This window comes from Paraclostridium sp. AKS73, from assembly GCF_025671395.1.
GTDB classification, from domain to species: Bacteria; Bacillota; Clostridia; order Peptostreptococcales; family Peptostreptococcaceae; genus Paraclostridium; species Paraclostridium benzoelyticum.
Genome location: NZ_JAIXHU010000017.1, coordinates 37,690 through 64,689, shown reverse-complemented (window position 1 = coordinate 64,689; position 27,000 = coordinate 37,690). Strand labels below are relative to the sequence as shown.

General features: G+C 27.0%; 26 protein-coding genes, 1 other RNA gene and 2 pseudogenes. 1 reads left to right on the top strand and 28 read right to left on the bottom strand.

The features are described 5' to 3' along the window. Window positions 1-488 precede the first annotated feature (488 nt). The 28 genes and pseudogenes from LEQ07_RS10945 to smpB form a co-directional block, all read right to left on the bottom strand. Window positions 489-1,055 (bottom strand): 5S rRNA E-loop-binding protein, encoded by a 567-nt coding sequence (locus tag LEQ07_RS10945; protein ID WP_046822884.1) that lies wholly within the window; start codon window positions 1,053-1,055, stop codon window positions 489-491. Between the two features lie 417 nt (window positions 1,056-1,472). Further along, the gene (locus LEQ07_RS10940; protein ID WP_263330686.1) at window positions 1,473-2,726 is read right to left on the bottom strand and encodes a DEAD/DEAH box helicase; all 1,254 of its coding nucleotides are present in this window, start codon (window positions 2,724-2,726) and stop codon (window positions 1,473-1,475) included. 211 nt (window positions 2,727-2,937) lie between these two features. Then, a complete protein-coding gene (locus LEQ07_RS10935) occupies window positions 2,938-3,432 on the bottom strand; it encodes an FtsX-like permease family protein (RefSeq protein ID WP_263330685.1) in 495 nt (164 codons plus the stop codon). 38 nt (window positions 3,433-3,470) lie between these two features. Then, window positions 3,471-4,955 (bottom strand): FtsX-like permease family protein, encoded by a 1,485-nt coding sequence (locus LEQ07_RS10930; RefSeq protein ID WP_263330688.1) that lies wholly within the window; start codon window positions 4,953-4,955, stop codon window positions 3,471-3,473. After that, a pseudogene (locus tag LEQ07_RS22570) lies at window positions 4,945-5,711 on the bottom strand (ABC transporter ATP-binding protein). The gene LEQ07_RS10930 and the pseudogene LEQ07_RS22570 overlap by 11 nt, the downstream one beginning before the upstream one ends. Window positions 5,712-5,894: 183 nt before the next feature. Further along, complete coding sequence (locus LEQ07_RS10920; RefSeq protein WP_263330684.1) at window positions 5,895-6,941, bottom strand: sensor histidine kinase; 1,047 nt, start codon at window positions 6,939-6,941, stop codon at window positions 5,895-5,897. A 3-nt stretch (window positions 6,942-6,944) separates the two neighbouring features. Continuing rightward, window positions 6,945-7,361, bottom strand: coding sequence for a response regulator transcription factor (locus tag LEQ07_RS21380; RefSeq protein ID WP_332843105.1), 417 nt, complete (start codon window positions 7,359-7,361; stop codon window positions 6,945-6,947). 26 nt (window positions 7,362-7,387) lie between these two features. Next, a complete protein-coding gene (locus LEQ07_RS21375; RefSeq protein ID WP_332843104.1) occupies window positions 7,388-7,612 on the bottom strand; it encodes a response regulator in 225 nt (74 codons plus the stop codon). A gap of 291 nt (window positions 7,613-7,903) precedes the next feature. Further along, window positions 7,904-10,105, bottom strand: a complete 2,202-nt coding sequence (gene katG, locus LEQ07_RS10910) for a catalase/peroxidase HPI (protein WP_263330683.1) — start codon at window positions 10,103-10,105, stop codon at window positions 7,904-7,906. Between the two features lie 343 nt (window positions 10,106-10,448). Next, the gene (locus LEQ07_RS10905; RefSeq protein ID WP_263330682.1) at window positions 10,449-10,964 is read right to left on the bottom strand and encodes a sensor histidine kinase; all 516 of its coding nucleotides are present in this window, start codon (window positions 10,962-10,964) and stop codon (window positions 10,449-10,451) included. A 22-nt stretch (window positions 10,965-10,986) separates the two neighbouring features. Then, complete coding sequence (locus LEQ07_RS10900; RefSeq protein WP_263330681.1) at window positions 10,987-11,673, bottom strand: hypothetical protein; 687 nt, start codon at window positions 11,671-11,673, stop codon at window positions 10,987-10,989. A gap of 2 nt (window positions 11,674-11,675) precedes the next feature. Next, window positions 11,676-11,762 carry a hypothetical protein gene (locus tag LEQ07_RS22565; RefSeq protein ID WP_317852072.1) on the bottom strand — a complete coding sequence of 29 codons (87 nt, stop codon included), beginning with the start codon at window positions 11,760-11,762 and terminating at the stop codon, window positions 11,676-11,678. 17 nt (window positions 11,763-11,779) lie between these two features. Then, window positions 11,780-12,370 (bottom strand): response regulator transcription factor, encoded by a 591-nt coding sequence (locus LEQ07_RS10895; protein WP_317852071.1) that lies wholly within the window; start codon window positions 12,368-12,370, stop codon window positions 11,780-11,782. A 56-nt stretch (window positions 12,371-12,426) separates the two neighbouring features. After that, window positions 12,427-13,638: an ABC transporter permease gene (locus tag LEQ07_RS10890; protein ID WP_263330680.1), complete on the bottom strand. Its 1,212-nt coding sequence runs from the start codon at window positions 13,636-13,638 to the stop codon at window positions 12,427-12,429. 175 nt (window positions 13,639-13,813) lie between these two features. Beyond that, window positions 13,814-14,812, bottom strand: a complete 999-nt coding sequence (locus tag LEQ07_RS10885) for an ABC transporter permease (RefSeq protein WP_263330679.1) — start codon at window positions 14,810-14,812, stop codon at window positions 13,814-13,816. A 20-nt stretch (window positions 14,813-14,832) separates the two neighbouring features. Then, complete coding sequence (locus tag LEQ07_RS10880; RefSeq protein WP_263330678.1) at window positions 14,833-15,516, bottom strand: ABC transporter ATP-binding protein; 684 nt, start codon at window positions 15,514-15,516, stop codon at window positions 14,833-14,835. 12 nt (window positions 15,517-15,528) lie between these two features. Beyond that, window positions 15,529-16,248, bottom strand: a complete 720-nt coding sequence (locus tag LEQ07_RS10875; RefSeq protein ID WP_263330677.1) for a lipoprotein BA_5634 family protein — start codon at window positions 16,246-16,248, stop codon at window positions 15,529-15,531. 356 nt (window positions 16,249-16,604) lie between these two features. Then, a pseudogene (locus LEQ07_RS10870) lies at window positions 16,605-16,898 on the bottom strand (family 1 glycosylhydrolase); the annotation flags it as partial. Beyond that, window positions 16,897-17,007, bottom strand: coding sequence for a CAT RNA binding domain-containing protein (locus LEQ07_RS22560; protein ID WP_263330676.1), 111 nt, complete (start codon window positions 17,005-17,007; stop codon window positions 16,897-16,899). The pseudogene LEQ07_RS10870 and the gene LEQ07_RS22560, both read right to left, overlap by 2 nt. Before the next feature lie 250 nt (window positions 17,008-17,257). Continuing rightward, entirely contained in the window at window positions 17,258-17,713 is a 456-nt protein-coding gene (locus tag LEQ07_RS10860; protein WP_263330675.1) for a hypothetical protein, read from the bottom strand. Between the two features lie 5 nt (window positions 17,714-17,718). Next, on the bottom strand, window positions 17,719-18,159 hold the full coding sequence (locus tag LEQ07_RS10855) for a LytTR family DNA-binding domain-containing protein (protein WP_046822896.1): 441 nt from the start codon (window positions 18,157-18,159) through the stop codon (window positions 17,719-17,721). Window positions 18,160-18,649: 490 nt separating this feature from the next. Continuing rightward, on the bottom strand, window positions 18,650-19,078 hold the full coding sequence (locus tag LEQ07_RS10850; protein WP_046822901.1) for an N-acetyltransferase: 429 nt from the start codon (window positions 19,076-19,078) through the stop codon (window positions 18,650-18,652). Window positions 19,079-19,226: 148 nt separating this feature from the next. Then, a complete protein-coding gene (locus tag LEQ07_RS10845) occupies window positions 19,227-19,496 on the bottom strand; it encodes a CD3324 family protein (protein WP_046822902.1) in 270 nt (89 codons plus the stop codon). Between the two features lie 519 nt (window positions 19,497-20,015). Then, on the bottom strand, window positions 20,016-22,091 hold the full coding sequence (locus tag LEQ07_RS10840) for a hypothetical protein (protein WP_263330674.1): 2,076 nt from the start codon (window positions 22,089-22,091) through the stop codon (window positions 20,016-20,018). A 49-nt stretch (window positions 22,092-22,140) separates the two neighbouring features. Further along, the gene (locus LEQ07_RS10835; protein WP_263330673.1) at window positions 22,141-24,057 is read right to left on the bottom strand and encodes a serine protease; all 1,917 of its coding nucleotides are present in this window, start codon (window positions 24,055-24,057) and stop codon (window positions 22,141-22,143) included. Window positions 24,058-24,075: 18 nt separating this feature from the next. Then, complete coding sequence (locus LEQ07_RS10830; RefSeq protein ID WP_263330672.1) at window positions 24,076-25,029, bottom strand: ComEC/Rec2 family competence protein; 954 nt, start codon at window positions 25,027-25,029, stop codon at window positions 24,076-24,078. A gap of 504 nt (window positions 25,030-25,533) precedes the next feature. Beyond that, window positions 25,534-25,885, bottom strand: a transfer-messenger RNA (tmRNA) gene (ssrA, locus tag LEQ07_RS10825). A 126-nt stretch (window positions 25,886-26,011) separates the two neighbouring features. After that, the gene (smpB, locus tag LEQ07_RS10820) at window positions 26,012-26,467 is read right to left on the bottom strand and encodes an SsrA-binding protein SmpB (RefSeq protein WP_021430171.1); all 456 of its coding nucleotides are present in this window, start codon (window positions 26,465-26,467) and stop codon (window positions 26,012-26,014) included. A gap of 266 nt (window positions 26,468-26,733) precedes the next feature. Between smpB and LEQ07_RS10815 the strand changes: the two genes are divergently transcribed. After that, complete coding sequence (locus LEQ07_RS10815; protein ID WP_263330671.1) at window positions 26,734-26,964, top strand: hypothetical protein; 231 nt, start codon at window positions 26,734-26,736, stop codon at window positions 26,962-26,964. Window positions 26,965-27,000 lie beyond the last annotated feature (36 nt).

The window sequence follows — 27,000 nt, the reverse complement described above, 5'->3', positions numbered from 1 at the left end:
AATAAAAATAATAATTTTATAATAGCCAAAGGTTTTTATTATTTTCAAATAAAAAATAATCAACTAAAGATAGCAAAATACCTGGAATTAAATAACTTATTATTTGCATAAGTTCCCTCCTAATAAATATTTCATTCTGTTAATTTACTTATTAGCTTACATAAACATCAAATTATAGGATGTAGACATATCTAATTAGCAGAACCTAAAAATTAATTTGAATCATTTACCCGCTTATATATATTACCATATTTTGCCTTTATTTTTGTAGAATATTGTTATTTTTATGTATTTTTTAGGTTCTTTTAGCTAACTTTCTTATATTATCGCTTATTTACTAATTTTCAATTAAAATGTTTCTAAAAGGCAGTTCGTACTATAAATTTGTTATTCCCCTCTCAAAAATAAAAAAAGAGCTTTTCATGTTTTTACACCAAAGTGTATAACAATCCAAACTCTTTCTATAATTATATTTTCTTAATATTTATTTATCCTTCAACAGCTTCCAAAGCATTATTCTGTTTCTCACTTATACGTAATACGATATTTTCTGGATCAACTTGTAATTCAATTTTGTCACTCTGTAGTTCAGGAATTTCTCCAACAGTTATAACATTACCTGCCTTCATTCCATCAACGTCAATAGTTATAGTATCAATCATATGTTTAGGTAAAGATGTGTATGGAATTTCAAGCTGCATTTTCTCCACTACCCCTTGGATTTTTGCATCATTGACAACAATAATATGAATTACACTGTTTACTTTTTCATTTGCACTTAATGCTTGAAAACTAATATTTAAAATTTCATCGTTCACTCTATTCATTGATTTTTCCTTGATTTGTACCGGCATTGTTTGTCCTTCAATATTCATCACCACTTTACTACCTTCACGATTTAGACGAATCAATCTGCGTGCAACAGATTCTTCCATTTGAATAGATATTGGATCTTTCAAAGATTTCCCGAATACATTTCCAGGAACCAACCCGAGTCGTCTCATTTTTTTTGCCTTTAAATTAAAATTACGTTTTTGAACATTAATAGTTTCCATTTTGTTTCCTCCTAATTATTTTATAATATATGCCTAATTGCAACGCAGTACGTTGCAATGAAACAATCGATAGAAGTTAAATTATTTAAAACTAGACTGTCAAAAGTACTTCAATGTAAAAGTCTTAATTGTTTTGAACCCTAATAAAAAAAAAGACTCTTCATACAACGCAATAAGCGCGATACTAAAAGCCCTTCTCTAAAGACGGTTCTTTTTTATTTGTAATTTTAATTATAGTATATAGCAGTTACGACCCAAAATCAAGGCAACCATTTTCCTAATCGTATATACTTTATTGTAATTACATATAAATCCCCTTGTAATAAAAAAAGTATTGATTAAAAAATCAATACCTTTTCATAAATTTCAATGACATAAACTAATCATACTTATATTAAGATTATCTTCCAACTATTTTTAATTTTTACTTTTATTTTTATTTGTAAATTTAGCTTTGCTTTTATTGCCGTTATTTCTGTTAGGTCTTTTTCTACCTCTATTGTTCTTATTCCCTGATACAGTTATATCCTCTGCACTAGATGCAAAGCTGTGATTTTCTACAACTTCAATCTTTTTGTTTATAAGTTTTTCTATAGCCTTATAAAGATCTCTTTCTTCCATTGCACAAAATGCTGTTGCTCTACCACTTCTTCCCGCTCTTCCTGTTCTTCCGATTCTATGAACATAAGTCTCTGCAACTTCTGGTAAATCATAATTTATTACATATGGTAGATCATCAATATCAATTCCTCTTGCAGCTATATCAGTTGCTACCAGTACTCTAATCTTACCTTCTTTAAAATCATTTAATGCTAGCTGTCTTGCATTTTGTGACTTATTTCCATGTATTGCAGCAGCACTTATTGATGATGATATTAACTGTTGTGTTATTTTATTTGCTCCATGTTTTGTTCTTGAAAATACAAGTACAGATTCTTTTGGGTTACTTTTTAATAACTCTATAAGTAGGTTTGTCTTTTGCTTTTTACTTACAAAGTAAATATTTTGGTCAACCATCTCAGTTGTTGATGAAACTGGTGCAACCTCTACTCTAACTGGATTTTTAAATATTGAATCTGCTAATTTTGATATTTCCTTTGGCATAGTAGCTGAGAAGAATATATTTTGTCTAACCTTCGGAAGGTAGCTCATTATTCTTTTTACATCATGTATCATACCCATATCTAACATGCTGTCAGCTTCATCTAAAACAAAGTGTTTAACATCATTTAATTTTAAAAATTTTTGATTATATAAATCAAGCATTCTACCTGGAGTTGCTATTAGTATATCTACACCTTGCTTTAATGCTTTAGTTTGAGGATTTTGAGATACTCCTCCAAATATAACTAAACTTTTTATATTTGTATGTCTTGCATAAGCTGCAAAGTTTTCTTCTATTTGTATTGCTAATTCTCTTGTAGGTGCTAGTATTACCGCTTTTATAGTTCTTTTACCTTTTAGTGATTTTTTATCATTATATATTTGTTGTATTATAGGGATTGCAAAAGATGCTGTTTTTCCAGTACCTGTCTGTGCACATCCTAATAAATCTCTACCTTCTAATAATGGTGTTATTGACTTTGATTGTATTGGTGTTGGGTTTAAATATCCTTCTTCCTTTAGTGCTTTTTGTATTGGCTTAATTATGTCTAAATCTGTAAATAGCATTTATATCTCCTTTTTGTTTCCTTTTATATTAATCTAAATTGTTTACAAAATAAAATAAACACTTCCTATGCCATTTAATATCTAAACATAAAAAGTGCTTATCTTTTCTATTATACATCATATCTTTTAAAATAACGATATATATTTATTATTAGTACTTAAATTTTAAGTATTTTATAGTTTTATATTATTCTTAAGCTTAATAAATCTATTAATAATCATTATTAACTATCCTTTTATATCCACTATATGTAGCTAAAAAGTATATCCCATATATTATTAATATTGAGCTTATTGAAATAATATTATTGCTTATCATATCATAATCTCCAAACATTTTGATAAAATTATTTGCTACTTTTATACCAAATATATTGTGAACCAATGCAAGTCCAATAGGAAGTATAAAGTATAGTAAAACCTGTAAAAGTATCGATTTATTTATCATTTCCGTGCTTACGCCAAGCCTTCTAAGTGTCTTATATCTTTCCATACTCTCAGTAGCACCAGCTAGTTGGCTAAGGGCTAGCACTGCTGCACTAGATATTAAAAATACTATTCCTATATAAAGTCCTACAAACAAGAATATATTTGAAGTTGCCATACTATTTTCAAAACACCATATCTTAGTAATAGCAAGTATTTTATGCGAATTCTCTTTTCCATATGTATCGTCTATTACTTTTTCAATATTTTTTGATACCATTTTTTCTGTATCTAATTTATTTCCTTTATAGTTAAGACTTAAATTTTTTCATAAATATTCATATCTTTGACTTGATTATCATTAACTATTAAAGTTGTAAAATTCATATTCATCGGAAGTGTTTTAATTGGTTCAAATTCATATGATTTACTTACTTTAAGTGTATTATTATTTATTTCAATATCATCATTGTTTTCTATAAAATCTTTTACTGCTTCTTCCATCGATGACATATCAGTAAGTAGTGTAACTTCATCTTCTCTTAAGTCTAAACCTTTTTTATTTTGCATTTTCATAATCTTATTGTAATCAGATATTTTGATTATAGGTACATTAAAATCACGCATATCATCTATTTGTTCACGCAAAAACTGATTATTAGTATTTTTAAACATCTTCTTGAAAGGCATCTCACTGTTATATAAATTATACTTTAAAATATCACTCCCATAATCACCTAAGTTTATTCCATAGTCCTTTAGGTATTGATCAATTTCGATATTGTCTTTTTCTCCTTTAACTTCTACACTCATCGACATATCAAATGGTGTCTGAAATTCCACTGTATTTTCAAAAGAATTTTTCATACCTATTCCTGTTGACATCATCCCTATTGCTACAAATAACATTAAACATATTATACTTATAGATATATAATGAGTATTTATTTTGCTATTAAACTGTCTTAGTGTGAAAGTATTGAGATTTTTTAAATAATAATTTTTACTACTTTGGATAACTTTTATTAAAAATCCTGCCAATGCTCTAAAGAATAGCACCGTACCTATAATTCCTAAACATATAGACTTTTTAAACTCTGGTGCATTTAAGTTAACTAACGGATTTTCTAGTATAAGTTTATAAGAGTATCCTAAACAAATTATAGAACAAATAAATAGTATTGCCGATATAGATAAATTTGTTTTTTTAAGCTTTTGATTAGATTTTGACCCATTTATCAAATCAATCAAATTATATCTTGATACCACTATAAAATTTAAGACCATAACTACCATAAATATTATCCCAAAATAAAATATTGTTTTTAAGCAAGCTTCTTTAGAGAATATAAATTGGTATTTAATCATATTAGTTTTAAATAGTTTTGCAGTTATTCCTGCTAATCCTTGCGATAAAAATACTCCTACAAAAATTCCTGCTAATAATGACAATATTCCTATTATAATAGTTTCAGTAAATAAAATTATCGATATCTTTTTTTTACTAATTCCTAAAGTCATATATATACCAAATTCTTTATTTCGCTTCTTTATCATAAAACTATTTGCATATATTACTAAAAATCCTAAAATAAAAGATACAAATCCTGAAACTACAGATATTATTTGTGAAATTAGGTCTACATAATTCTTTTTGCTTTCTGATAAATCCATCATTATAGTCTGAGAATCTAATGAGTTAAATACATAAAATACACAAACTCCTAATGCTAGTGTAAGAAAATATATACTATAGGCTCTTATACTTCTTTTTACATTTCTTGAAGATAACTTAAATAACACTGTCACAGTCACCTCCAAGAAGTGTAACTACTTCTAAAATTCTTTTGAAAAATTCTTTTCTACTATCGTTTCCTCTTATAAGCTCATTAAAAATTTTCCCGTCTTTTATAAATAATATTCTTTTACAATAACTCGCTGTAAAAGCATCATGAGTAACCATCATTATTGTAGAATTTAAAGTTTCATTTAAATTTGATATACTTTCAAGTAATATTCTTGAGGATTTAGAATCTAGAGCTCCAGTTGGTTCATCTGCTAATATTAACGATGGATTGGTGATTATCGCTCTTGCCGATGCTACTCTTTGTTTTTGACCTCCTGATATTTCATAAGGAAATTTATTTAGTATATCTGATATATTTAACTTATTTGCAACTTGCTTTACTTGTATATCTATATCTTTTCCTTTAACCCCTATAACTGATAACGCTAATGATATATTTTCATATACAGATAGTGTGTCTAATAAATTAAAGTCTTGAAATATAAATCCTAGATTCTCTCTTCTAAACTTCTCTATATTTTTCTAGATAAAGTAGTTATATCTTTATCATCTATCTTTATAGACCCTGTTGTTACTTTATCTATTGTTGCTATACAGTTTAATAAGGTAGTTTTTCCACTTCCGCTTGGCCCCATTATTCCTACAAACTCACCTTTATCAACTTCAAATGATATATTATTTATTGCTTTTGTTAGATTTTTCTTATTTCCATAGTATTTTTCTATGTTTTTAACTTCTAGTATTGTGTTCATATATTCCTCCCCCTAAAATTTATAATCTATTACCTATTAATAAACTAAATTTTCTTATGTAGTTTTTATCTTCTATTGCTAGATAATGGATTTACTTTATAACTATAGATTATAGTATTTAGAGTCTTTATTTAATAACTTAACCTTACATAAAACTTACACCAATGTAAGTTTTATACAAAATTAATTATTGATTATTTTCATCATATTATTTTCTGGGAAGGTGATTTTAACTACTGTGTATTCATTTATTTTTGAATCTATTGATATTCCTAGAGACATTTTATCTGCCAGTTTTTTAGAAATGTATAACCCCATTCCAGTTGATTTTTTAAGCTTTCTTCCATTTAATCCTGTGAATCCTTTTTCAAATACTTTCCTTAAATCTTTTTCATCTATACCTATGCCATTATCTTCAATAAATAACTCTGTGCTGTTGCTATGTTCTTCAATATAAATTTTTATTTTTCCATGTGCTTTATCTAGTTTCTTATTTGTAGATTTGTTTCCAATGTATTTTACTGAGTTTATTATGATTTGATTTAATATAAATTCCACCCATTTGTTGTCACAATGCACATTTTTATTAAAATCTTGTATATCTATTGATATGTCTTTATCTCTTATAGCTTTTTTATTTCTTTTTATTGTGTTATTTACACACTGCCTTAAGCTTATTTCTTTTACTATATAATCTTTTTCTAGTTCATTACTTTTAGAGTAATATAAAACTTGTTCTATATAATTTTCTATCTTTTCAATTTCTTCTAGTATGCTTAATGTATGTTCATTTTTATTATTTTCTATTATTAGTTTACTGGATGCTATAGGCGTTTTAATTTCGTGCACCCACATATCTATATATTCTTTGTATTCTTCTTGTATAAATATATATTTATTTACCTCTTCATGCATTCCCTTATCTGTAACACTGATCACATCATATAATAATTGTCCTTCAATAAATTCTGGTCTATTTATTACAACAGGTAACAGGTATTTTTTATCTAAATCATTTAATATATTTTTAGTCTCATTATAATATCTTGATTTTCTATTGTAATCATGGATTATTTCAATTGCATTTAGTACCACCCATAGAGTTATTATAAATTTTATAGTTATATCTTCTACTTGTAATAAGCCTAATACATATACTACAAAAATTAAAAATGACAATCTAAGCACTATGTAAAATTGTTTATCTTTTATATACTCTTTTATATTCATAAATTACGGCATTATATAGCCTATTCCCCTTTTTGTCTGTATATAGTCATTACACCCTACTATCTCTAGTTTTTTTCTAAGTCTATTTATATTTACGGTTAGAGTATTATCATCTATAAATAAATCTAAATCCCATAAATAATCCATTAAGTCTCCTCTTGATACTATTTTGCCTTTATTTTTCATTAAACAATTTAATATTCTAAATTCATTCTTTGTAAGTTCTAATTCTTTATCATCAAAATAGATACTATTTTTCCCCAAATCTAATTCTAAGTTTTTATATGTAAGTGTTTCTACAGATGTATTTTTATAAGTTCTTCTTAATATTGAATTTAGATGAGCTAAAAGTATTTGTGTGTTATATGGCTTTGTTATAAAATCATCAGCTCCTAAGTTCATACTCATAAGCTCGTCCATTTCTGTATCTCTGCTTGTTACTACTATTATTGGTACATCCGATTTTTTCTTATTTCTCTACATATATAGTATCCATCACATATTGGTAGATTTATATCTAGTAATATTAAATGAGGTTTTTCATTTAATGTATTTTCTACTATGTTTTCAAATTCCTCCATTATTACTATTTCGTAGTTATAATTAACTAAGAAATTTTTTAGCTCAATCCTTATTTTTTCGTCGTCTTCTATTAAAATAATTTTTTCCACTCCAAATTCCCCCTTTCCTATTCTTATTATATCAATATAATCTAGAGTTTCATCTTTTGAAAGTTCTTTTTTACTTAAATAAGCAATATTATAGGATAGCCTTAATTTAATAGTCTTATCTTTATTATAAATTTTTTACGTTTATTTGTTTTATTTAATGCTTTTGCTTTTTCACTATTTTATTTATTAATATTAATGATATTTCTTTATTTTTTATAAAAATCATACTATCATAGTATGACTTTTTCGTGTATTTGAATGTTTGAGACAATTCACAGGAATAATATTATTCTATTTTTTAGATTTGTCTATATCAAAACGGTCTGCATTCATTACTTTATTCCAAGCACATATAAAATCCTTTAAGAATTTACCCTGAGAACCTTCACTTGCATACACCTCTGAAATAGCACGAAGTTGAGAATTAGATCCAAAAACAAGATCAACTCTTGTTCCTTCCCACTTTAACTTTCCTGTTTCTCTGTCACGTCCCTCAAATACCTTTTCATCAGAAGAAGTAGGTGTCCAAACTGTATCCATATCTAAAAGATTTACAAAGAAATCATTTGTAAGCGCTTCTGGTCTCTTTGTAAAAACACCATACTTAGACTTTCCATAATTTGTATTCAATACACGCATACCACCTATTAAAACTGTCATCTCGGGAGCAGTCAAAGTTAAAAGTTGTGCACGGTCAATTAATAATTCTTCCTCACGCACTGAATAATCTGATTTTAAATAATTCCTAAATCCATCTGCTTTTGGCTCAAGCACAGAAAATGATTCAATATCAGTTTGTTCCTGTGATGCATCTGTACGTCCTGGAATAAAAGGAACTCTAACTTTATATCCAGCATTTTTTGCTGCCTTTTCAATACCTACACATCCTCCAAGAACAATCATATCTGCTAAAGATACCTGCTTATTTTTTAACTGTAAAGAATTAAAATCTTCTTTTATTTCTTCAAGAATATGTAAAACATAATCTAATTGCTGTGGTTCATTAACTTCCCAATTTTTTTGTGGCTCTAGTCGAATTCTAGCTCCATTTGCACCACCACGTTTATCAGAACCTCTAAATGTTGATGCAGATGACCAAGCTGTATAGACAAGCTCTGATATTGATAATTTAGAATCTAAGATATTCTTTTTAAGATATTTGATATCACCTTCATTAATTAATTCATAATCGACTTCTGGTACAGGGTCTTGCCATATAAACTCCTCACAAGGAACCTCTGGACCAAGATATCGTGAAATAGGACCCATATCACGATGTGTTAATTTAAACCAAGCACGTGCGAAATCATCAGTAAATTTTTTAGGATTTTCTGAATAGTTTTCTACAATTTTTTTATATATAGGATCGTAGATAAGACCTAAGTCAGCTGTTGTCATCATAGGCGGATGCTTCTTAGATGGATCATGTGCATCTATAATCATATCCTCTTCATCTACATCTTTAGCTATCCACTGATACGCTCCTGCAGGACTTTTAACTAACTCATATTGGTATCTTAACAATACTTTAAAATAACCCATATCCCATTTTGTTGGATTTGGCTTCCATGCACCTTCAATTCCACTACTGATTGTATCAGGCCCTTTACCACTTTTATAGCTGTTTTTCCAACCAAGTCCCTGCTGTTCGATACTAGCAGCTTCAGGTGGCGGACCAACATATGTTGCAGGAGCTGCGCCGTGACACTTACCAAATGTATGACCCCCAGCTATAAGTGCCACAGTTTCTTCATCATTCATAGCCATACGGGAGAATGTTTCTCTAATATCTTTTGCTGATCCAACCGGATCAGGTTTTCCATCAGGTCCTTCTGGATTTACATAAATTAATCCCATCTGAGTTGCAGCAAGTGGGTTTTCAAGTTTACCACTTATAGGATTTTTATTGTCTCCAAGCAATTTAGTCTGTGAACCCCAGTAAGTATCTTGTGGTTCCCAAACATCCTCACGTCCTCCCCCAAATCCAATAGTCTTAAGTCCCATTGATTCAAAAGCACAATTTCCTGCTAATATCATAAGGTCTGCCCATGAAATTTTATCACCATATTTCTGTTTGATTGGCCAAATTAATCTACGAGCTTTATCTAAATTAATATTATCAGGCCAACTATTTAATGGTGGAAATCTTTGTGATCCATCACCACCTCCACCTCTTCCATCACCTACTCTGTAAGTTCCTGCACTATGCCATGCCATACGAATAAATAGTGGTCCATAGTTACCAAAATCTGCTGGCCACCAATCCTTTGAATCTGTCATTAAATTATATAAATCTTTTTTTAATTCATAAAAATCAAGCTTACAGAATTCTTTAGCATAGTCAAACTTAGGCCCCATTGGGTTACTAAGGCTTGAATTTTGATGAAGAATATCTAGGTTCAGCTGATTAGGCCACCAATCTTTATTTGAGTTTCCATCTACTGATACAGCGTTGCTTACTCTACCTGTAAATGGACATCTTATTTCTCTCATGTAATGATTCCCCCTTTAAGTACTAAATGTTTCATTACATATTATGTAAATAGGCTTTTAATTATAACTTTTTTAAATACACATAATATGATCATATTTATCAAATCAACGTCAAGTTGTTGCCAACTCTAGAAATACAAAAAAGATATTGACAGTTTAGTCAATACCTTTTTCTAATGCTCACTTTTAGATAGCATTTACTCATCTTACCATAATATACTTTCTATATCTAATTTAATTGTCATGCGAAACAAGCCAGTCTTCTAAAGTCATTAGTATCATCATTACATTTTGAACAACACTATACATTGGCATCAAATGATACTTTTGAAAAGTTTATATACTAATACTTCATAAAAGTTATAGAAAAAGTAGTTCCGACTCCCTTTTCACTACTAACATCTATATATCCATTATGAGATTCAATAATTGATTTAGATATTGCCACTCCTATACCTACTGAATCTCTTTTACTTGAAGTACTATTTTTATAAAATCGATTAAATATCTTTCTTATCTCACTTTGTTCTATTCCCTCACCCGTATCTTGTATTATTACTTTGTAAAATACAGAATTACTTATTAAATTTACCTTTACACTCCCACCTTTTGGTGTATGTTCAATACCATTTTTTAAAATATTATTAAATGCCTCTTTTAACCAAAACTTATCTTGATTTAATATAATGTTGTCGCAATTATTTAATTCTAACTTAACATCTTTTTCTTTTGCAAACTCCTCAAAGTTGTATACTACTTCTTTTACAGTTTGATTTAAACTTTGTTCTTTTTTACAAAACTCAACTGTATTTGTATCTAACTTTGCTAATTTTAATATGCTCTGAATCATAACATTCATATTATTAAGCTGAATTCTATTATCATTTAAGAATTTTATTTTGTTCTTCTGTTATTTTTCTATTTAATAATATATCATTATATAAAATCATAGTAGCCAGCTTTGTTTTTAATTGATGAGATATATTTTGCAATAATTCAACTAAGTATTCTTTTTCTTTTTGAGTATTGCTAATATTATTTTTAATTATTCTTCTAACATTTGAAAATTCTACAGCTAGTTTAGAAAAGTCACCTTCTTTATCCTCATTTATTATATGAGCATAATCATCATCTAATATTTTATTTGCCGCTAGTGTTAGATTTCTCACTTTCTTAAAAAAGTAAATATACTGTATATAATTTAATATAATTAATAAAACTGATAAAATCAGACTTAATATTATAACATTATAATTATCGGTAATATTAGGGAATAAATTGCTACTAAGTTTATCTGTTATACCATACTGTTTTAAAATCTCACGACCAGATTCCTTATCTTTTTCACTAATATTTTGCGTTACTATAGAGATTATTTTCGACTCTAGGTTTGGATCAACACTTACAGTTTTTGATATTATACTTCCAACTATACCAATATAATCTTGCTTTTGTTTTTTAATATAATCATTATACATCCATAATTGTAGTGACATAAATAAAGTAAGGATTAGTGTTAATATAATAGTACTTTTTTTGATTTCTTCATTTATAAAAACTCTATTCAATATTATTCACTCCTTACTTCTATATCCCACTTATAACCCAAACCACGTTTAGTTATAATATAGTTCGGATTTTTAGGGTCATCTTCTATTTTTTCTCTCAGTCTTTTTATATATACTGATAGGGTATTTTCATCAAAAACACATCATCACTGCTACCTGTAATACTTCCAAGTATGTCGTGCCTTTCTAAATTTTTCAGAGGATTTTTCATAAATAATATTAATAATTTATATTCTAATGCTGTTATATTTAAAAGTTCATCATTTTTATATACATTAGCTGTTGACATATTAACAGTTATCTCATTACTGATTAAAATATTTTTTAATTCTTTTATTTTATTTGATCGTAGTTGAACTTTAATTCGAGCTACTAATTCTCTAACACCAAATGGTTTTGCTAAATAGTCATTTGCTCCTATTTCTAACCCCATTACAATATTAACTTCATCATCTAATGCTGTCAAAAATATAATGGGTATACTTGATTTTTCTCTAACATATTTACAAAAATCATAACCACTTCCATCAGGTAAATTTACATCTAAAAGTATTAAATTAAATTCTTCTTTGTTAAAGCAATTTTTGGCTTCATCAATAGTACAAGCTCTTGTTATATTATAACCTTCATCAGTTAATGAAAATTCTAGTGCATAACCTAATGAAACATCATCTTCTACAAATAATATATTATCCATTCAAATCCTCCTTAATCGTTACCCCTCTCTTATAGCTTCTATTACATTATCTTTTTCTATTTTTTCATAGGTATCAGTACAGATAAAAAACTTATTATTATAGATACCAAAATAGTTATTATACATAATTTTAAAGGTAGTTTCCATGTAAGTCCTGCTATATCATATAAAACATCGTATATAATATAAGTAAATGCACATCCTGCTATAGAACCTATTGTTCCTCCAACTAATCCATAAAATACCCCTTCATACATTATCATTTTCTTTAAGTCTTTTTGAGACATACCTATAGATTTGAATACAGATAACTCTTTTCTTCTTAGTGTAATATTCATTGTTATCGTGTTTATGATATTTATACTACTTATTAAAGTAATTACAAATATAAACCCATAAACTAATACTTGTATTAATAACGTTCCAGTTTTTTCATTAGTATTAACATCTACCCAATCTACTACACTATATTCTTGATTATCTTGTATCATATTATAAATTTCTTCATAATTTTTTAAGTGTAATTCTGAGTCCTTTAAATCTACTGCTATATTAGCTATTTCCACATCTTGCTTTGTTAAATTATTTCTAACTTCATCTGTTGTTATTAAAGATAAAGCATTTAGTGGAACATCTCTTTCGAAAATATTATTTTCAATTATAGCCATTACTTTTACTTTATACTCTTTTCCATTATCATCATTTAAAGTAATTTCATCATTTACTTTGTAATTGGTTAATTTCCCTCTGTATCTTTGTTTATTAGTATTGTCTCTTGCACTTCCATTAGATATTAATATTACACCATTTTGTGAGTTTATTTCGTCAAGATTAACCTGTCCACTTATTTTATATTTCTTAATTAAATCCAATGCATTTTTATCATATACATTGATTTGAGTATACATAAATTCCTTTGCATTACCATTAATATTCTCTGATTCATATATGTCTCCAGCCTCTTGTATCTTTTTATCTGATGTAATCTCTGATTTTCCAGTAATTAATGGATATTTTAAATAAACTTTATCAACATTATCTAAGTTCCCAATTTTAGTTATTAGATTTTTATCAACTTTACTATTATCAATTTCCGTATTAGTAGTAATTTCTAAATCAATATTTTGATATTCATAATTTGTTCCTTTTAACATAATTACATCTTGGACTAATGTAGTAAATGTAATAAATAAAGTTGAACTTACTACAAAAGATAATACCATTACTGTACATCTCTTAGGATTACGACCTAAATTTTTAAGCGCCATTAGCACCTTAAAATTTAAGAATTTCTTTAAAGTTTTATTTTTCTTTTTTTAATAGATTCTTTTCTTATTGTTATTCTACTACTAATAGCCATTAAAGGCGATATATTTCCTACATATTTAGCAGGTAAAAAACTTGATATATAAACAGCTATTATAATTATTGTGGAACTTATAATTAATGTCTTATATCAATGCTTACAATAGAAAGAAGATTATTTTCCTTAAGTAGTGAATTTAAAATTGCCTGTAGTACATATATTGTTCCTATACTTAATAATAAACCAATAGGAATAGCTATCATTAATAATATTGTTGCTTCTCTAAACACAATAGATTTTATTTGTTTCTTAGTTGCTCCTAAGCTTCTAAGCAATCCAAATTGCTTAATTCTTTCCGCTACATTTATTTGGAATGAGTTATATATAACAATAATTGTAGCTATTAATACAATAACGGTTACAATAACTATAAGAACAACCATATATTTATTAGAATCTACTTGATATAATCTTGTTAAAGATTGATTTTCTTCTATATTTTGTTTATTACTTAAAGATTTTAATATTTCAAGTGTTTCACTAAATTCACCATCAGGATTTATCTCTACCATTAATTTACCATCTTTTTTACTCTCATCAAATATAATAGCTCTACTTATTTTGTTACGTTGCATAGATTCATACGTTTTTAAGAAACCTACAATTTTGTATTCATTTTGATCAATAGTTATTTTATCACCAATTTTTAAGTTAGAATTAATATGTGGCTTAGTCCATTCATCTATACACACTTCACCCTCTTTAGTAGGCATTTTACCTTCTTTTAATCCGTACTTTAATATTTCATTGGCCCCTCTATCAACAAATTGTTCTTGTAGCGTAATGTCATTATATTTTATATCTTTTCCTGTAGATACATTTCCATAATGCATTATATTAGGATTATTTTTTACTTTATTTAATATATTATCATCATAAGTCTTATACATTATATGAGATGAATCACCTTGACTTTGTTTTGTTTGTTCAATTTGAGATTTTTTAGTACCATTTGCAAATAATCCCATTGTTGAAATCAAGGCTAAAGATAATATAATACCTATAAGAGTTAATGTAGTACGCTTTTTGTTTTGTTTAATATATCTGTTACTTATTGTCTTGTAATTTTTAATCAAAAATATCACCTCCTAATGCATTAGTTCTCTGTTTTTGTATCATTTACTATTTTACCATCATCTATAGTTATAACACGGTCTGCCATTGTAGCTATGTTTGTATCATGTGTTATTAATATAAGTGTTTGATTGAATTTTTTTGCAGTAAATTTTAAAAGATCAATAACATCTCTAGTGTTTTTAGAGTCTAAGTTTCCTGTTGGCTCATCTGCAAGTATTATACTCGGCTTATTAATAAGAGCTCGTCCAATAGATACTCTTTGTTGTTGTCCTCCTGATAACTCAGACGGTAAATGTGTTCTTCTTTCATTAAGGTTTAGAATATTTATGATTTCATCTAAATATTCTTTATCTGCTTTTTCATTATCTAATATAACTGGTAACTCTATATTTTCTTCCACATCTAAGACTGGTATTAGATTAAAAAACTGAAATATAAAACCTATTTTTCTTCTTCTAAATATTGATAATTCGTTATCATTGTAGTCATATATGCTTTTTTCACCGATAACTACTTTACCTGTAGTTGGTCTATCTAATCCTCCAAGTAAGTGTAATAATGTACTTTTTCCAGAGCCTGATGCACCTATTATTGCTACAAACTCTCCTTTATTTATTGATAAGTTTATATTTTTTAGTGCCTCAACTTTATTTTCGCCTTCACCATAAGTTTTTGTTAGATTTTCAACTCTTAAAATTTCCATAGTCTATCCCCTTTATTTTTCTACATTTGCATAGTTTATTTCTGTAATTTGTGCTTTTGATAGTTTTTGTTTAATTTCTTCTTTATCTTTAGCATTTCTTAAATCTTTTTTACCTTTGTCAAATTTTATTAAACTGATGATTTGTTCTTTATCCTCTATAGATTTATAAGTTTCATTATCTGTTACTATTAAGCTACCTTGCTCTGATGGATAATATCCTACCCATGAATAGCTACCATACTCTAAAGGTATATCTTTTCTATTTATCTCTAATTTCTTATCTTTGTTCTCATCTCCAAAGTATATAGTTTTATCTGTATCTATATTTGGTATACTTTCAAGAAGTTTAGTTTCTATACTACCACTCCCTGGATTTTTTAACGTACGTAATACTTGATCTTTTAACATTTCTTTTGCCGTATCTTTAGTGATTACTAAGAATTTATTTTCAACTAATATTTCCTTTCCATTTTCTCCAACTTCTACATTTCCTTTTTCATCTAACACTTTTTCTGTATTCGTAACTATTTTATATTTATAGTCCTTTGCATATTTTGTGTTATCTTTATATATTTCTTTTCCTTTATTTACATTTTCTAACTCACCACTTATTAATATTGAATTAAACTCTCTAGGAGGGCCTTGTAAGTAATACTTTATTCCTTTTTGAACTCCCACTATTAATAATGATGTTACTGCTATTCCTAAAACTAATTTACTTATTTTTTTCATACTTTAATCTCCTTTTCTATTCCTTATATATAATTTACTCTATCTATAATTTGCATACCATGACCTTAAACTTACATTAACAATATAAATCTTACTTTTTAGTAAGATTTATATTGTTAATGTCTAAACTTTTCTGCTAATAAAAAAGCACATTGACTATTATATCAATGTGTTTTTTCACTAGCATTTACACTTAAATTAATTTTTGTACTAAGAATCAAACCTACTTCCAAACAGGAAGTGGGTGGAAGTATGGAAATTTTAAATTTGTTATTAAATAACTCTGATGCTATATTAATTAGTATATTTGGAGCTTTTATTTACTATAAGTTTCCATATTAAATATTGTTTATCATTTAGTATAAGTCTTCACCGTTTGAAGCTATAACTTTCTTATACCATTCAAAACTTTTCTTTTTACTTCTTCTTAAACTTCCATTACCTCTATTGTCTCTATCTACATATATAAATCCATAACGCTTTTCCATTTCACCTGTTCCAGCACTTACTAAATCAATAGGCCCCCACGTCGTGTAACCTAGTAAATCTACTCCATCTATCGAAACTGCATCATGCATCGCTTTTATATGTTCTCTTAAATAATCGATTCTGTAATCATCTTCTACGTAACCATTTTCATCTATTGAATCACCTTTTTGGTTTTTGATAACCAATACTTTTACCTATTACAATAATTTCCTTATCATTGTCATCTGATGTAATTACAACATTGTTGTTTAATATTTTATTAATTATCATGATTAGCCTCCTTTTAAGTATAAAAAAAGCTTATTCATAATAATGGGCAGACTCCTTCCTAGGATACTGCTATTATTAATGAATAAGCTTAGCTTGTACTTAAACAATTACTACCTAATTCCAATTACTATGATAGAACATAGCATCTTTTTTGTCAACGTTTTCTTTGTGTAACTTTCTTTTGCTCGATTTGTTTTAGATAGGGTTCTTTATTCATATTCTCCCACTTTAATAATTTGCTTCATAATTTTTATTTCTTAAGATTTTGATATTGCTTAAGGTATTTATTATACTTATTTGAAGTTATAGTCTCATATATATTCCACGCTACTATTACACATCCTACCATAAAAAAGTACCACACTGTACATATTATGAAATTTTCAATACTCCCCATTGGATCTACACTATAATGGCTCAGTGAGTTCATGGTTAAAATATAAAAAGCAGTAATCGTTACTATTATCTTTGTTCTTTGTGATATATTTATAGGAATTATATCAGTGAAACATATAATTATTGCTAAAGCAAAAAATGATACATATACAATTACCTTATTTATAAATGCCAGCGGCATAACATCAAATCCATTAGCATCCTTATAAATATATGCAAGTACTACAATTGCCCCTATAACTGAAAAAGCAAATAGTATTACATTCATTAATTCTTTTAATTTACTTGAACTACCCTCATTATTATTCAATCATATCACTCCCAACCAATTAATTTTCTAAAATCTTTTACATTTCTCCTTGATATAGTAATTTTTTCTTTACTTTCAAGTGTTACAAGCAAATTTCTATTTAATAATATATTTATATCTTTTATATACATTACATTGACTATAGTACTTTTATTTGCACGAAAAAAAGAAAATTCCTTAAATCTATCTTCTATCTCATATAATTTTAGTGAGCATTCTAAAACCTTATCTTTTATATATACGAAAGTCTTTTTATCTACACTTTCTATATAATAAATTTCGTCAGGCGTAATCATTACTTTCTTAAAATCTAGAGATGTACATAGTTTCGTATTTATATTTTTTATAAACCCTTTTATCTTTCTTATTTCTTGATTTTCTTCTCTACAATATATAACAACTTGATCTTCAATTAAATCTTCTTGTTCCTCAACTATAACATTCATTTTCCACCTCCCATATACTTCATAATAGTTAAACTATGATAATAAAACAACTATTATTAACTATATGGTCATATATTATTACCATACGGACAAAACATCTTAGTCATAAATCATCTTTCTTGTAGTGATACTTCTATTGATTCCTTTATAATTTTTTCACTTGCATTTTTTTAATTTCTAAAAGAAAAAAACACATTGATAAAATTATCAATGTGTTTTTCGTGTATTTCAATAGTTGAGACGATTCACAAAATAATACCACGATTAAATATTTATCGGAATACTTCTCTAATTTGTATTAAAATACAATAGAAATTTCAATCTAAAAGTGATGATTTCTGCACTGAATTACAAAACTACTTATAATAGGGAAGGAGATAGAAGTATTCAAATATTAAATTAATTACATAGAAAGTCACACTCTACTCCACTAGATTATAATTTCTTTTTATACTTATACTATATTAAAAATAAATTTAACATAATACACTTAGAAAGTTTTTTCCATTATATACTCACCATATCCTGAATCTTCATTTACTTGTTCTTTTACTATTTTAAATCCTCTGTTGATATAAAACTCTACTGATTTTTCATTATCCTTATATACTGCTAATTTTAATTTTTTGTATCTATCTATTGCATAATCTATTAATTCTTTACCTATCCCACTACCTTGATAATCTGTAGCAACAAATAATGCCCCTATAAATTCATTATTTATTATACTTATAAAACCTTTTATACATTTATCATCTTCATAAACAAATGTTTCAGCCATAGGTATATATACATGCTTTACAGTATTATAGCTATTGTGCCAATATTCTTTAGATATAAAATCATGAGCTTTTATAGTGCTTTCTAACCATATATCCATTATTCTATTTAAATCTTCATTTACTATATTTTTTATCATATGACTTACGCCTCCTTATTATCTTATATATTTAATCTTATCATTTACTATCAAATCACACTAAGTACATATATAGTTCTATGTTATTTTTGTACTAAAAAAGTGTCTTAAGTAATTTATTTATAACTTTAAGACACTTAGTTTGTTGTTATTTATTATAATTTCTAATAATCCTTCTAATACTATGTTCTGTAAGATAATAATGTTTTGATATTTCTTTTACTGTTTTTCCTTTGTTATATTCATTAATTATTTCTCTATTCCTATTGTTCAGGTCTTCTCTAAATCCACTTTTTTCTCCCCAAGATTTTTTATTGTTATGTTTTCTTGGTATATATAAATATTCTCCATCAATATATTCTTGTAGCATCTCTAAAACGTGTGACGGTAATATATTATTTGCATTTTCGTATTTCATAACATTTGCCCCTATCTACTTTTATGTGTATATAGTCGAGCAAAATCTATTATGGCTATATTAGCCGTATCTATGTTAAATGCGGCTCCAAACAAGTTTTTATTATAGACTTCGCTCGGAGCCTGATACATCTTCAAAAGGTACAATGTTTCTCATTATATTACACCCCCATGTATTTATTTTTTAATAATTTTCAATCTATATAAATATATCATACACTGCTATCTCCATGCTATAATTCTTAAAGTAAAAAAAGATATTAGTAATTTACTAATATCTTTTCGTGTATTTCAATGGTGGAGACGAATCGCAGGAATAATGCCCACGATTTAAGCGTAATCTAATTATATTTATTTTACATTACCTTAAAGCTTGTTACAATTTCATATTAAAAATTAGATTATCAGTTAGTTTATATCATCATTATTTACAAATATAATAGTAAATACAATTATCTAGAAAAGCACTACTATTATACTTAGTTTTATATTAATATTATTACTTATATGACTATATGTTTTAGTTATATTTTTCTTCTAAAATTTCTACTATCTGCTCATTTTCTATCATATTTTTCCACCTATCAATCTTTTCTAAAATAAGTTTTCTATGTCGTAGCATTTTTACTCCCTTAACTTGATTCAGTAGATATTCGTAAAATTTTATCCGTTCCTCCATGTATGGAATCATACTTCCGCTACCACCCCAATGGTTAGCTTCAAGCTCTAGTTTCTCGAATACACTATAATCACTATTTAGATTTAAGAACTGCAATATACATTTAATTCGAATATCTTCATTTAATTCTGAAATAATCTCAAATATACAAATTATTTTGTCATTATCATAATTATCTAAAATTATACTCTCTAACCAGCTTATCTGATTTTTATATCTCTCTGACTCTTTATCTTTGTAAGACAGTACTTTACTAAAGAAGGGTTTTAATTTCCATGTACAAAAAGAACACTTACTTTCAATTTCATAAAATATCTTATCAAATATATACTTATAATCTTCACTTACCCAACAAGCTGAAATTCTATCAGGTACATCATATCTTATATCATCAATATTATTTATAATATTAATGATATATTGCTCAATCCAAGACTTATCTAGCTCTACAAATGTTTTAATATAAATACCAGAATAATCAATATGATTATCGTACGATGTCAGCTTAAAGTATATCTCTTGAAGAAGATTTAAATCATCAGTAAACATATTTAGTAATTCATCTGGTTTAAATACATTTTCATTGAAAAATAAATGTAAATAAATTGATAAAATAAAAGGGCTATATTTAAACTTATTATTTATAACTCTTATAGCTTTAATATATATATCTGAATCAACGGTTGCATATTTATCTAAGAATTTCAAGTTTCGATATGATGATTTTTTTATATCTTTATCACTATCTTTTTCTAAGTATTCTAGAAATGCATTCGACCAATAATTATTTAAAACATCTAATTCCAATGATTCAAAAAATACAAACTCCCATTTATTTTTCTGTACAAACTCATTACTGTTTATAAATTCAAATGTAGCTTCTATACCCATAAAATAAAATAATTGTTTTATAATTGGTCCTGGATAAACGTTTAAATTTTCACCTTTCTCAATATAGAGTTCTATAAATTTTAAATATTTAGCTTTATTATAGCTTAGGTAATCTAAAAAAATACCAACTCCATCATTAATACACCATTCTTCATTAGGCAATTGCTTAACAATATCATTAAAGATAATTACATTTTTCTCTAAATGATTTATATCTAAAGCTCTAGCATAGGACTTTATATTATCTTTTCTAATTTGAATAGATTCCTCATAACTAATACCATTTTTATGATACCTCTCTGATAACATTAGGTATACATCATAATCATCATTGCATTTAGTTATATTCTTAAACTTGCTACTCGTTTCAATTTGATTTTTTTTACATTCCTCAATTATTCGACTACATAATTTTGCTACCTCTAAAGCATTTACTGGTTTTATATTTTCAAATAATTCTTCAATATAATGTAAATCAAATTCTAATACCTTGCTATCTATCTCATTGTACAAATTATTTGAATAGTTTGAAATAATATCCAATATACTATATTTATATTTATCTTTGATGCTTAATTCTATAAGCTTTTCCCATAGTATACTTCTGTATTGCTTTGAACCTTCTGTTGATTCTATAGTAATCGTATACATGTTAAGTGTCTTGTTATTGATTATATCTGTTGATGACATAGATAAAGGCAGTAATTTTTCAGAAATTCTAATAAATAACCTCTCTATTAATTCATTATCATTACAATTATCCAAAAGTGTTTTTACCATTATATTTGCTGTATAATAATCATTTCTATAGGATTCATGATTTATTCCATAATTATTTATTAGTATATTTGATGCTTTAATTACTCGACTTTGACATTTTTTACAGTATGTAAATATAAGTTCTATTGCCTCTGATACATATTCACTATATTTAAACCCACCTAAAACCGATAAAGTATCATCATCCTCATAGCTTCTATCTTTTTCAAAGTTTATTTTAAATAAATCAATCTCCTCAATATCCATCTGATTAATCTTATTTTCAATATATATTAATGACTCTACAGGCTTGAAGCTATGAAATACTTTTAAAATTCAAAAATATTTTTTCGTCCTTTTCTTCGTAGATTGTCCAAACAATATTTACTTGTTCATATATATATTTACGTGTATATTCTGAATTAAATATATTTAATAATATATTTATAGATTTAATTATTCCCTTTCTAAAATACCTAAATCCTACATCTAAAATTTTTGAAAATGAAATTAGTTTTTTTTCAAAGAAAGTATAATAAATCATATAATTTGATAGGCATTGATCTGATATTTCAACAACTTTATTAAAGTGTATTGATATAAATTCCATATCATGTAATATCTTTAAACTATTAATAAATTTATCTTTATCTATATTAACTAAACTGAGTAATTCTTGAATCTTTTCTAAATTATCTAAATTTATTGTATTTAATATAGCTATAATTCCTGCTGATAAACATACCTTTTCATCTTTAGATATTATACTACCATCAATATATCTTCCATAATAAATCTCATATAACTGACTTACATCTTTAATACTTTTAAGGCTTTGATTATCTTTAGCTAACCTTCCTGCCAAAAAAGCTATTCTAGGATTTCCCTGCGAGATAGTAGCTATTTGATTTAAATATAACTCATTTTTGATACCCAAATTTTCTTCAATAAACTTCTTTATTTCATCATTGCTAAAGCTATCTACTTCAATATTTTTTGGTATTGTAAATCGTTTAACTTCACTCATTATATACTGTTTGGCATAATCTCTAACTGTCATAATAATTTTCACGTTATATCCTCTATTGTACATATCTAAATAATGCAATATATGCTTAAGTCCTATTAGTTCATTAGCATCATCTATAAATATCAAGTAATTACCCGGTATTGAAATATTTATCATTAAATCCTCATAAATAGGTAAATCTTTACTACGTATGCAAAGTATATTATACTTATTTTGTTCGTGTAATTTTTTTATAACTTCTACTACGAGCCTTGTTTTTCCTACACCCGATTTTCCGAATACAACAGTGACTTTGTTCTCTCCAATAGATGATATTAGCTCTTTAATTTCACTATCTCGAAATTGAAAATTAGTTTCTAATGGTGCCGAAGTTTCATTTGAATCATATTCACTAATAAACTCCTGAATACTTGAAATTTGAAATGTTTTAGATTTTATCTCTTGATTGGTATTACTATCACATTCTGCATGCCTAGCCTCACAAAATGTATCCAACTTTGGAATATCCCACCCCATATTTGTACATATATCTATCACTAGCCCTATATTCATTCCTATCACCATATTCATAGTTGTATCTTCACCCACTCCATGTGTATGAATCCCAACTAGAAATATATGTTCTTCTTCATACAAGAATATGCCTGAACCTGATGTACCTATTAAGTCCTCATTTTTCATAGATACATCCAATGAATTGTCTGCATCCAATTTATATTTAAACGATTCATCCTTATTTACCATATTATGAAATTTACCTGTATACTCATTCATATTAATACTTAGTTCTGTATTTTCAAGTTTCTTCGGAAACCCATATAATACTAAACCTTTATCTTTAATAATTTCATTAGAACTAGATATCTTAAAGTCTATCTTTTTAGAATTGATTCTTTCACACTTTATTACAGCTATATCATTCATGCCTCTAAATTTACTACAATCCCATTTTTTATATTCCCTATGAATAGCAATATTTTCTTTGTGTAGTTTTGTAACTGACTCCTCTCCATCCACATTATAATATCTAGCATTGAATATTAACTTCTCATCCATATAGTCATCAACTACATGGGCTGCTGTAAAAATATATGAAAATATACTATCTTTAGGATTCCATATTACCCCACTACCAATGCTCTCTTGTTCTTTATTTTCTCTTTCTATTTCTAATCTAACAGATAACCACTTTATTCGGTCCATATTCAACCTCCTTTACCCTTAAATTAAAATACCATTTCTATCTATCACAGAAATATCCAACTTTCCTGTAGATAAGTATTTATCTATGTCTTGTTTAGTAAAAAATTTAGTGCTTGTCCACCAGTCATAGTTACAATATACTTTTGCAATCTCTCTATTCCTTACTATTCTACTTATTGTCTCCTTATGAATAGGTGATTTTTTCGTTATTATAAACTCATCACATTCCATCAAAGCTAATAGTTCACAACTAGTATTATGCTTACTACCATGATGAGATAACTTAACCATATCTATAGAGCCTTTATTCCAATATTTAATCAATCCGTTGCAAATATCCTCTGCATGTGCATCTCCGAGAAAAGCTATATTCTTATCTAAATATGAAAGAATAAACGATATTGATGCCTTGTTAGTTGGGCTTTTATCTGGATAATATTTATCAATTACATTTATATCATCAATATTTAAACTATATTTACTATATTTAGAATGCTTTGTAAAATCTTCAATTGTTTTTGATGTATTAATCATATCATCATATGTAGGCGTCAATACTGTTAAATATGAATCTCCTATTTTCTCAGTAGTTCCTCCTAGTATAGGCGTGACTATTTCTATCTGCTTTTTACGTATATCTTTCACTAACCCTCCAACATTTTTGGCAGAGTGTGTTTGATTTAAATAATACTGTTTTGGATCTCCATTTAACCATATTCGTTTAATGTCTTTACCTTCTATACTATTAATACTTTTTCTAAATCCATTTATATGGTCATCATCTATATGAGTCAATATTAATAAATCTACAGTCTCATCATTACTATTTATTTGCTTTATCATTTGTCTAAATTTGCCCGCAAATACACCAGGACCAGAATCTATAACAATATTATATTTTTTATCCTTACCAAATCTTACCCAAATACAATCCCCATTACTTGATTCTTGTATTACAATTTGTACACTCATTCTTTCTCCCTATATTTATATACTTATATTATTAATAATTTTTATAAATCTTTCTTAACTTACTGAGTTTTATTTTCCAATTTTATGCTATATATATTTAATTTTACAATATATTACATGACTATTCTATACTTCTATTTAGAGCTTTTCATATTATATTTCCATTCTAACCCATATTATTTATCTTTAATAAATTTTAATATTATCAATCTTAATAACTTATACTTCGTTTAATCTAAATTTTAATTTATAAAAACTATAATAGAAATTTAATTACTTTTACACTATAACTTTATCCCAAATAAAAAATATCTTTTTTAAAATTACTTCAACATTGTATTTATACATAATGACTTATAAAAATATTTACTCTGTATATAAATTTTGTACTTAGGTAATATGTTAAAAATCTACTATCCATATATATTTTTTATAATAATCTGTTAAATTTGAGCATAAAAAATCCTATTGATATTATATCAATAGGATTTTCGTGGATTTCAATGGTGGAGACGAGGGGAGTCGAACCCCTGTCCGCAAGTCCTTTCCTCGCTGCGTCTACGTGCGTAGCCATCTGATTTTTAAATCTCGTCGCACACATCGCACAGTGGCAGGCTCTGTGATTGACCAGTCCCAATTAGTCCACTCTCGGTCGAGACACCCCGAAAGTAGTTCCCTGCATAAATGACGTCCAGGCCTGGCCGGCAGGAGGGCTTAGGCGGGACGAGCAGTCATTATGCTGCTAAAGCGTAATTATCGTTTGCGTTTATTTTAAGTTCCCCAGTTTTTACGTGACCCAGAGTAACACGACACGCAGCCTCAAGTGCCAAACCCACGTCGAAACCATTACGCCCCCGTGGTTGTTTTATAGTCCTGAGACTTTCTATCGCAAACTTTTTTCACCATTAATCAATATTAAGTTGTTATATATATAATAAAACTTTTTAAACTTAAAAGCAATATTATCTCATTGGAATTATATCTAGTATCTACCAGATAACTCTCTTTCAATACGTCTATTAGCATCTTTCTTAGCTAAATCTTGACGCTTATCATATAATTTTTTACCTTTTGCTAAAGCAAGTTCAACTTTAACTTTACCATTTTTAAGATAAACACTTAAAGGAATTAAAGCATAACCTTTTATAGTTGTAGCCCCTATAAGCTTTCTTATTTCATGTTTATGAAGTAATAATTTTCTTACTCTAAGAGGATCAACATTAAATATGTTTCCTTGTTCGTATGGACTTATATGAACTTGTTTTAAAAACACCTCTGAATTATCAACAGAAGCATATCCTTCAGCTAAGTTAAGTTTACCTTGTCTAATAGACTTAACTTCAGTACCCTTTAATTCGATACCACATTCATAAGTTTCTTCTATAAAATACTCATGTCTTGCTTTTCTATTAGTAGCTAAAACCTTAACACCTGCCATACAAATCACCTCTTATCCTTATCCTTCATTAATTACCTTAAAATATACCATATATAACCATACTAGTCAATACTCACAAATATTGAGTTAACTTAAAACTTGATTCACTAGTATTATATGTAATAAACAAGTTATATATTACACATAGTATATAAAATCAATAACATTTCACTCCCAAAATTTCCAATGTTAGTCCATCCTTATATACAACTTATACCCAATTATGCTACTCTTTTACCAAAATGTTAAAAAGAGGTTAAATAATTATGGTTTCAAAACTATGTGCTTTACTGCTTATTCTTTATTGTACAAAGAATCTATATGATTTAGCTACAATGAATACATTCCAAATAGAAAAAGACATAATAGAAAAATTAAAATATGAGGATTTAGCTAAAAAAGCAGCTAAATGCTATAAATCCTTATTTGTATTAGAAGATATATCATATCTAGGAATAACAATACTATCATTAAGAGATAGTAAGTTTTTATATTAATATTTTTCATTACTTTTTTGTATTTGCAGGACTTAA

Coding starts and splice junctions, on each gene's coding strand:
- LEQ07_RS10945 (WP_046822884.1), bottom strand. CDS start 1,055: ATGGAAACTATTAATGTTCAAAAACGTAATTTTAATTTAAAGGCAAAA.
- LEQ07_RS10940 (WP_263330686.1), bottom strand. CDS start 2,726: ATGCTATTTACAGATTTAGACATAATTAAGCCAATACAAAAAGCACTA.
- LEQ07_RS10935 (WP_263330685.1), bottom strand. CDS start 3,432: ATGGTATCAAAAAATATTGAAAAAGTAATAGACGATACATATGGAAAA.
- LEQ07_RS10920 (WP_263330684.1), bottom strand. CDS start 6,941: ATGAATATAAAAGAGTATATAAAAGATAAACAATTTTACATAGTGCTT.
- LEQ07_RS21380 (WP_332843105.1), bottom strand. CDS start 7,361: ATGGACGAGCTTATGAGTATGAACTTAGGAGCTGATGATTTTATAACA.
- katG (WP_263330683.1), bottom strand. CDS start 10,105: ATGAGAGAAATAAGATGTCCATTTACAGGTAGAGTAAGCAACGCTGTA.
- LEQ07_RS10905 (WP_263330682.1), bottom strand. CDS start 10,964: ATGAATGTTATGATTCAGAGCATATTAAAATTAGCAAAGTTAGATACA.
- LEQ07_RS10895 (WP_317852071.1), bottom strand. CDS start 12,370: ATGGATAATATATTATTTGTAGAAGATGATGTTTCATTAGGTTATGCA.
- LEQ07_RS10890 (WP_263330680.1), bottom strand. CDS start 13,638: ATGGCGCTTAAAAATTTAGGTCGTAATCCTAAGAGATGTACAGTAATG.
- LEQ07_RS10880 (WP_263330678.1), bottom strand. CDS start 15,516: ATGGAAATTTTAAGAGTTGAAAATCTAACAAAAACTTATGGTGAAGGC.
- LEQ07_RS10875 (WP_263330677.1), bottom strand. CDS start 16,248: ATGAAAAAAATAAGTAAATTAGTTTTAGGAATAGCAGTAACATCATTA.
- LEQ07_RS22560 (WP_263330676.1), bottom strand. CDS start 17,007: ATGATAATTAATAAAATATTAAACAACAATGTTGTAATTACATCAGAT.
- LEQ07_RS10855 (WP_046822896.1), bottom strand. CDS start 18,159: ATGAATGTTATAGTTGAGGAACAAGAAGATTTAATTGAAGATCAAGTT.
- LEQ07_RS10850 (WP_046822901.1), bottom strand. CDS start 19,078: ATGATAAAAAATATAGTAAATGAAGATTTAAATAGAATAATGGATATA.
- LEQ07_RS10845 (WP_046822902.1), bottom strand. CDS start 19,496: ATGAAATACGAAAATGCAAATAATATATTACCGTCACACGTTTTAGAG.
- LEQ07_RS10840 (WP_263330674.1), bottom strand. CDS start 22,091: ATGGATATTGAGGAGATTGATTTATTTAAAATAAACTTTGAAAAAGAT.
- LEQ07_RS10835 (WP_263330673.1), bottom strand. CDS start 24,057: ATGGACCGAATAAAGTGGTTATCTGTTAGATTAGAAATAGAAAGAGAA.
- LEQ07_RS10830 (WP_263330672.1), bottom strand. CDS start 25,029: ATGAGTGTACAAATTGTAATACAAGAATCAAGTAATGGGGATTGTATT.
- smpB (WP_021430171.1), bottom strand. CDS start 26,467: ATGGCAGGTGTTAAGGTTTTAGCTACTAATAGAAAAGCAAGACATGAG.
- LEQ07_RS10815 (WP_263330671.1), top strand. CDS start 26,734: ATGGTTTCAAAACTATGTGCTTTACTGCTTATTCTTTATTGTACAAAG.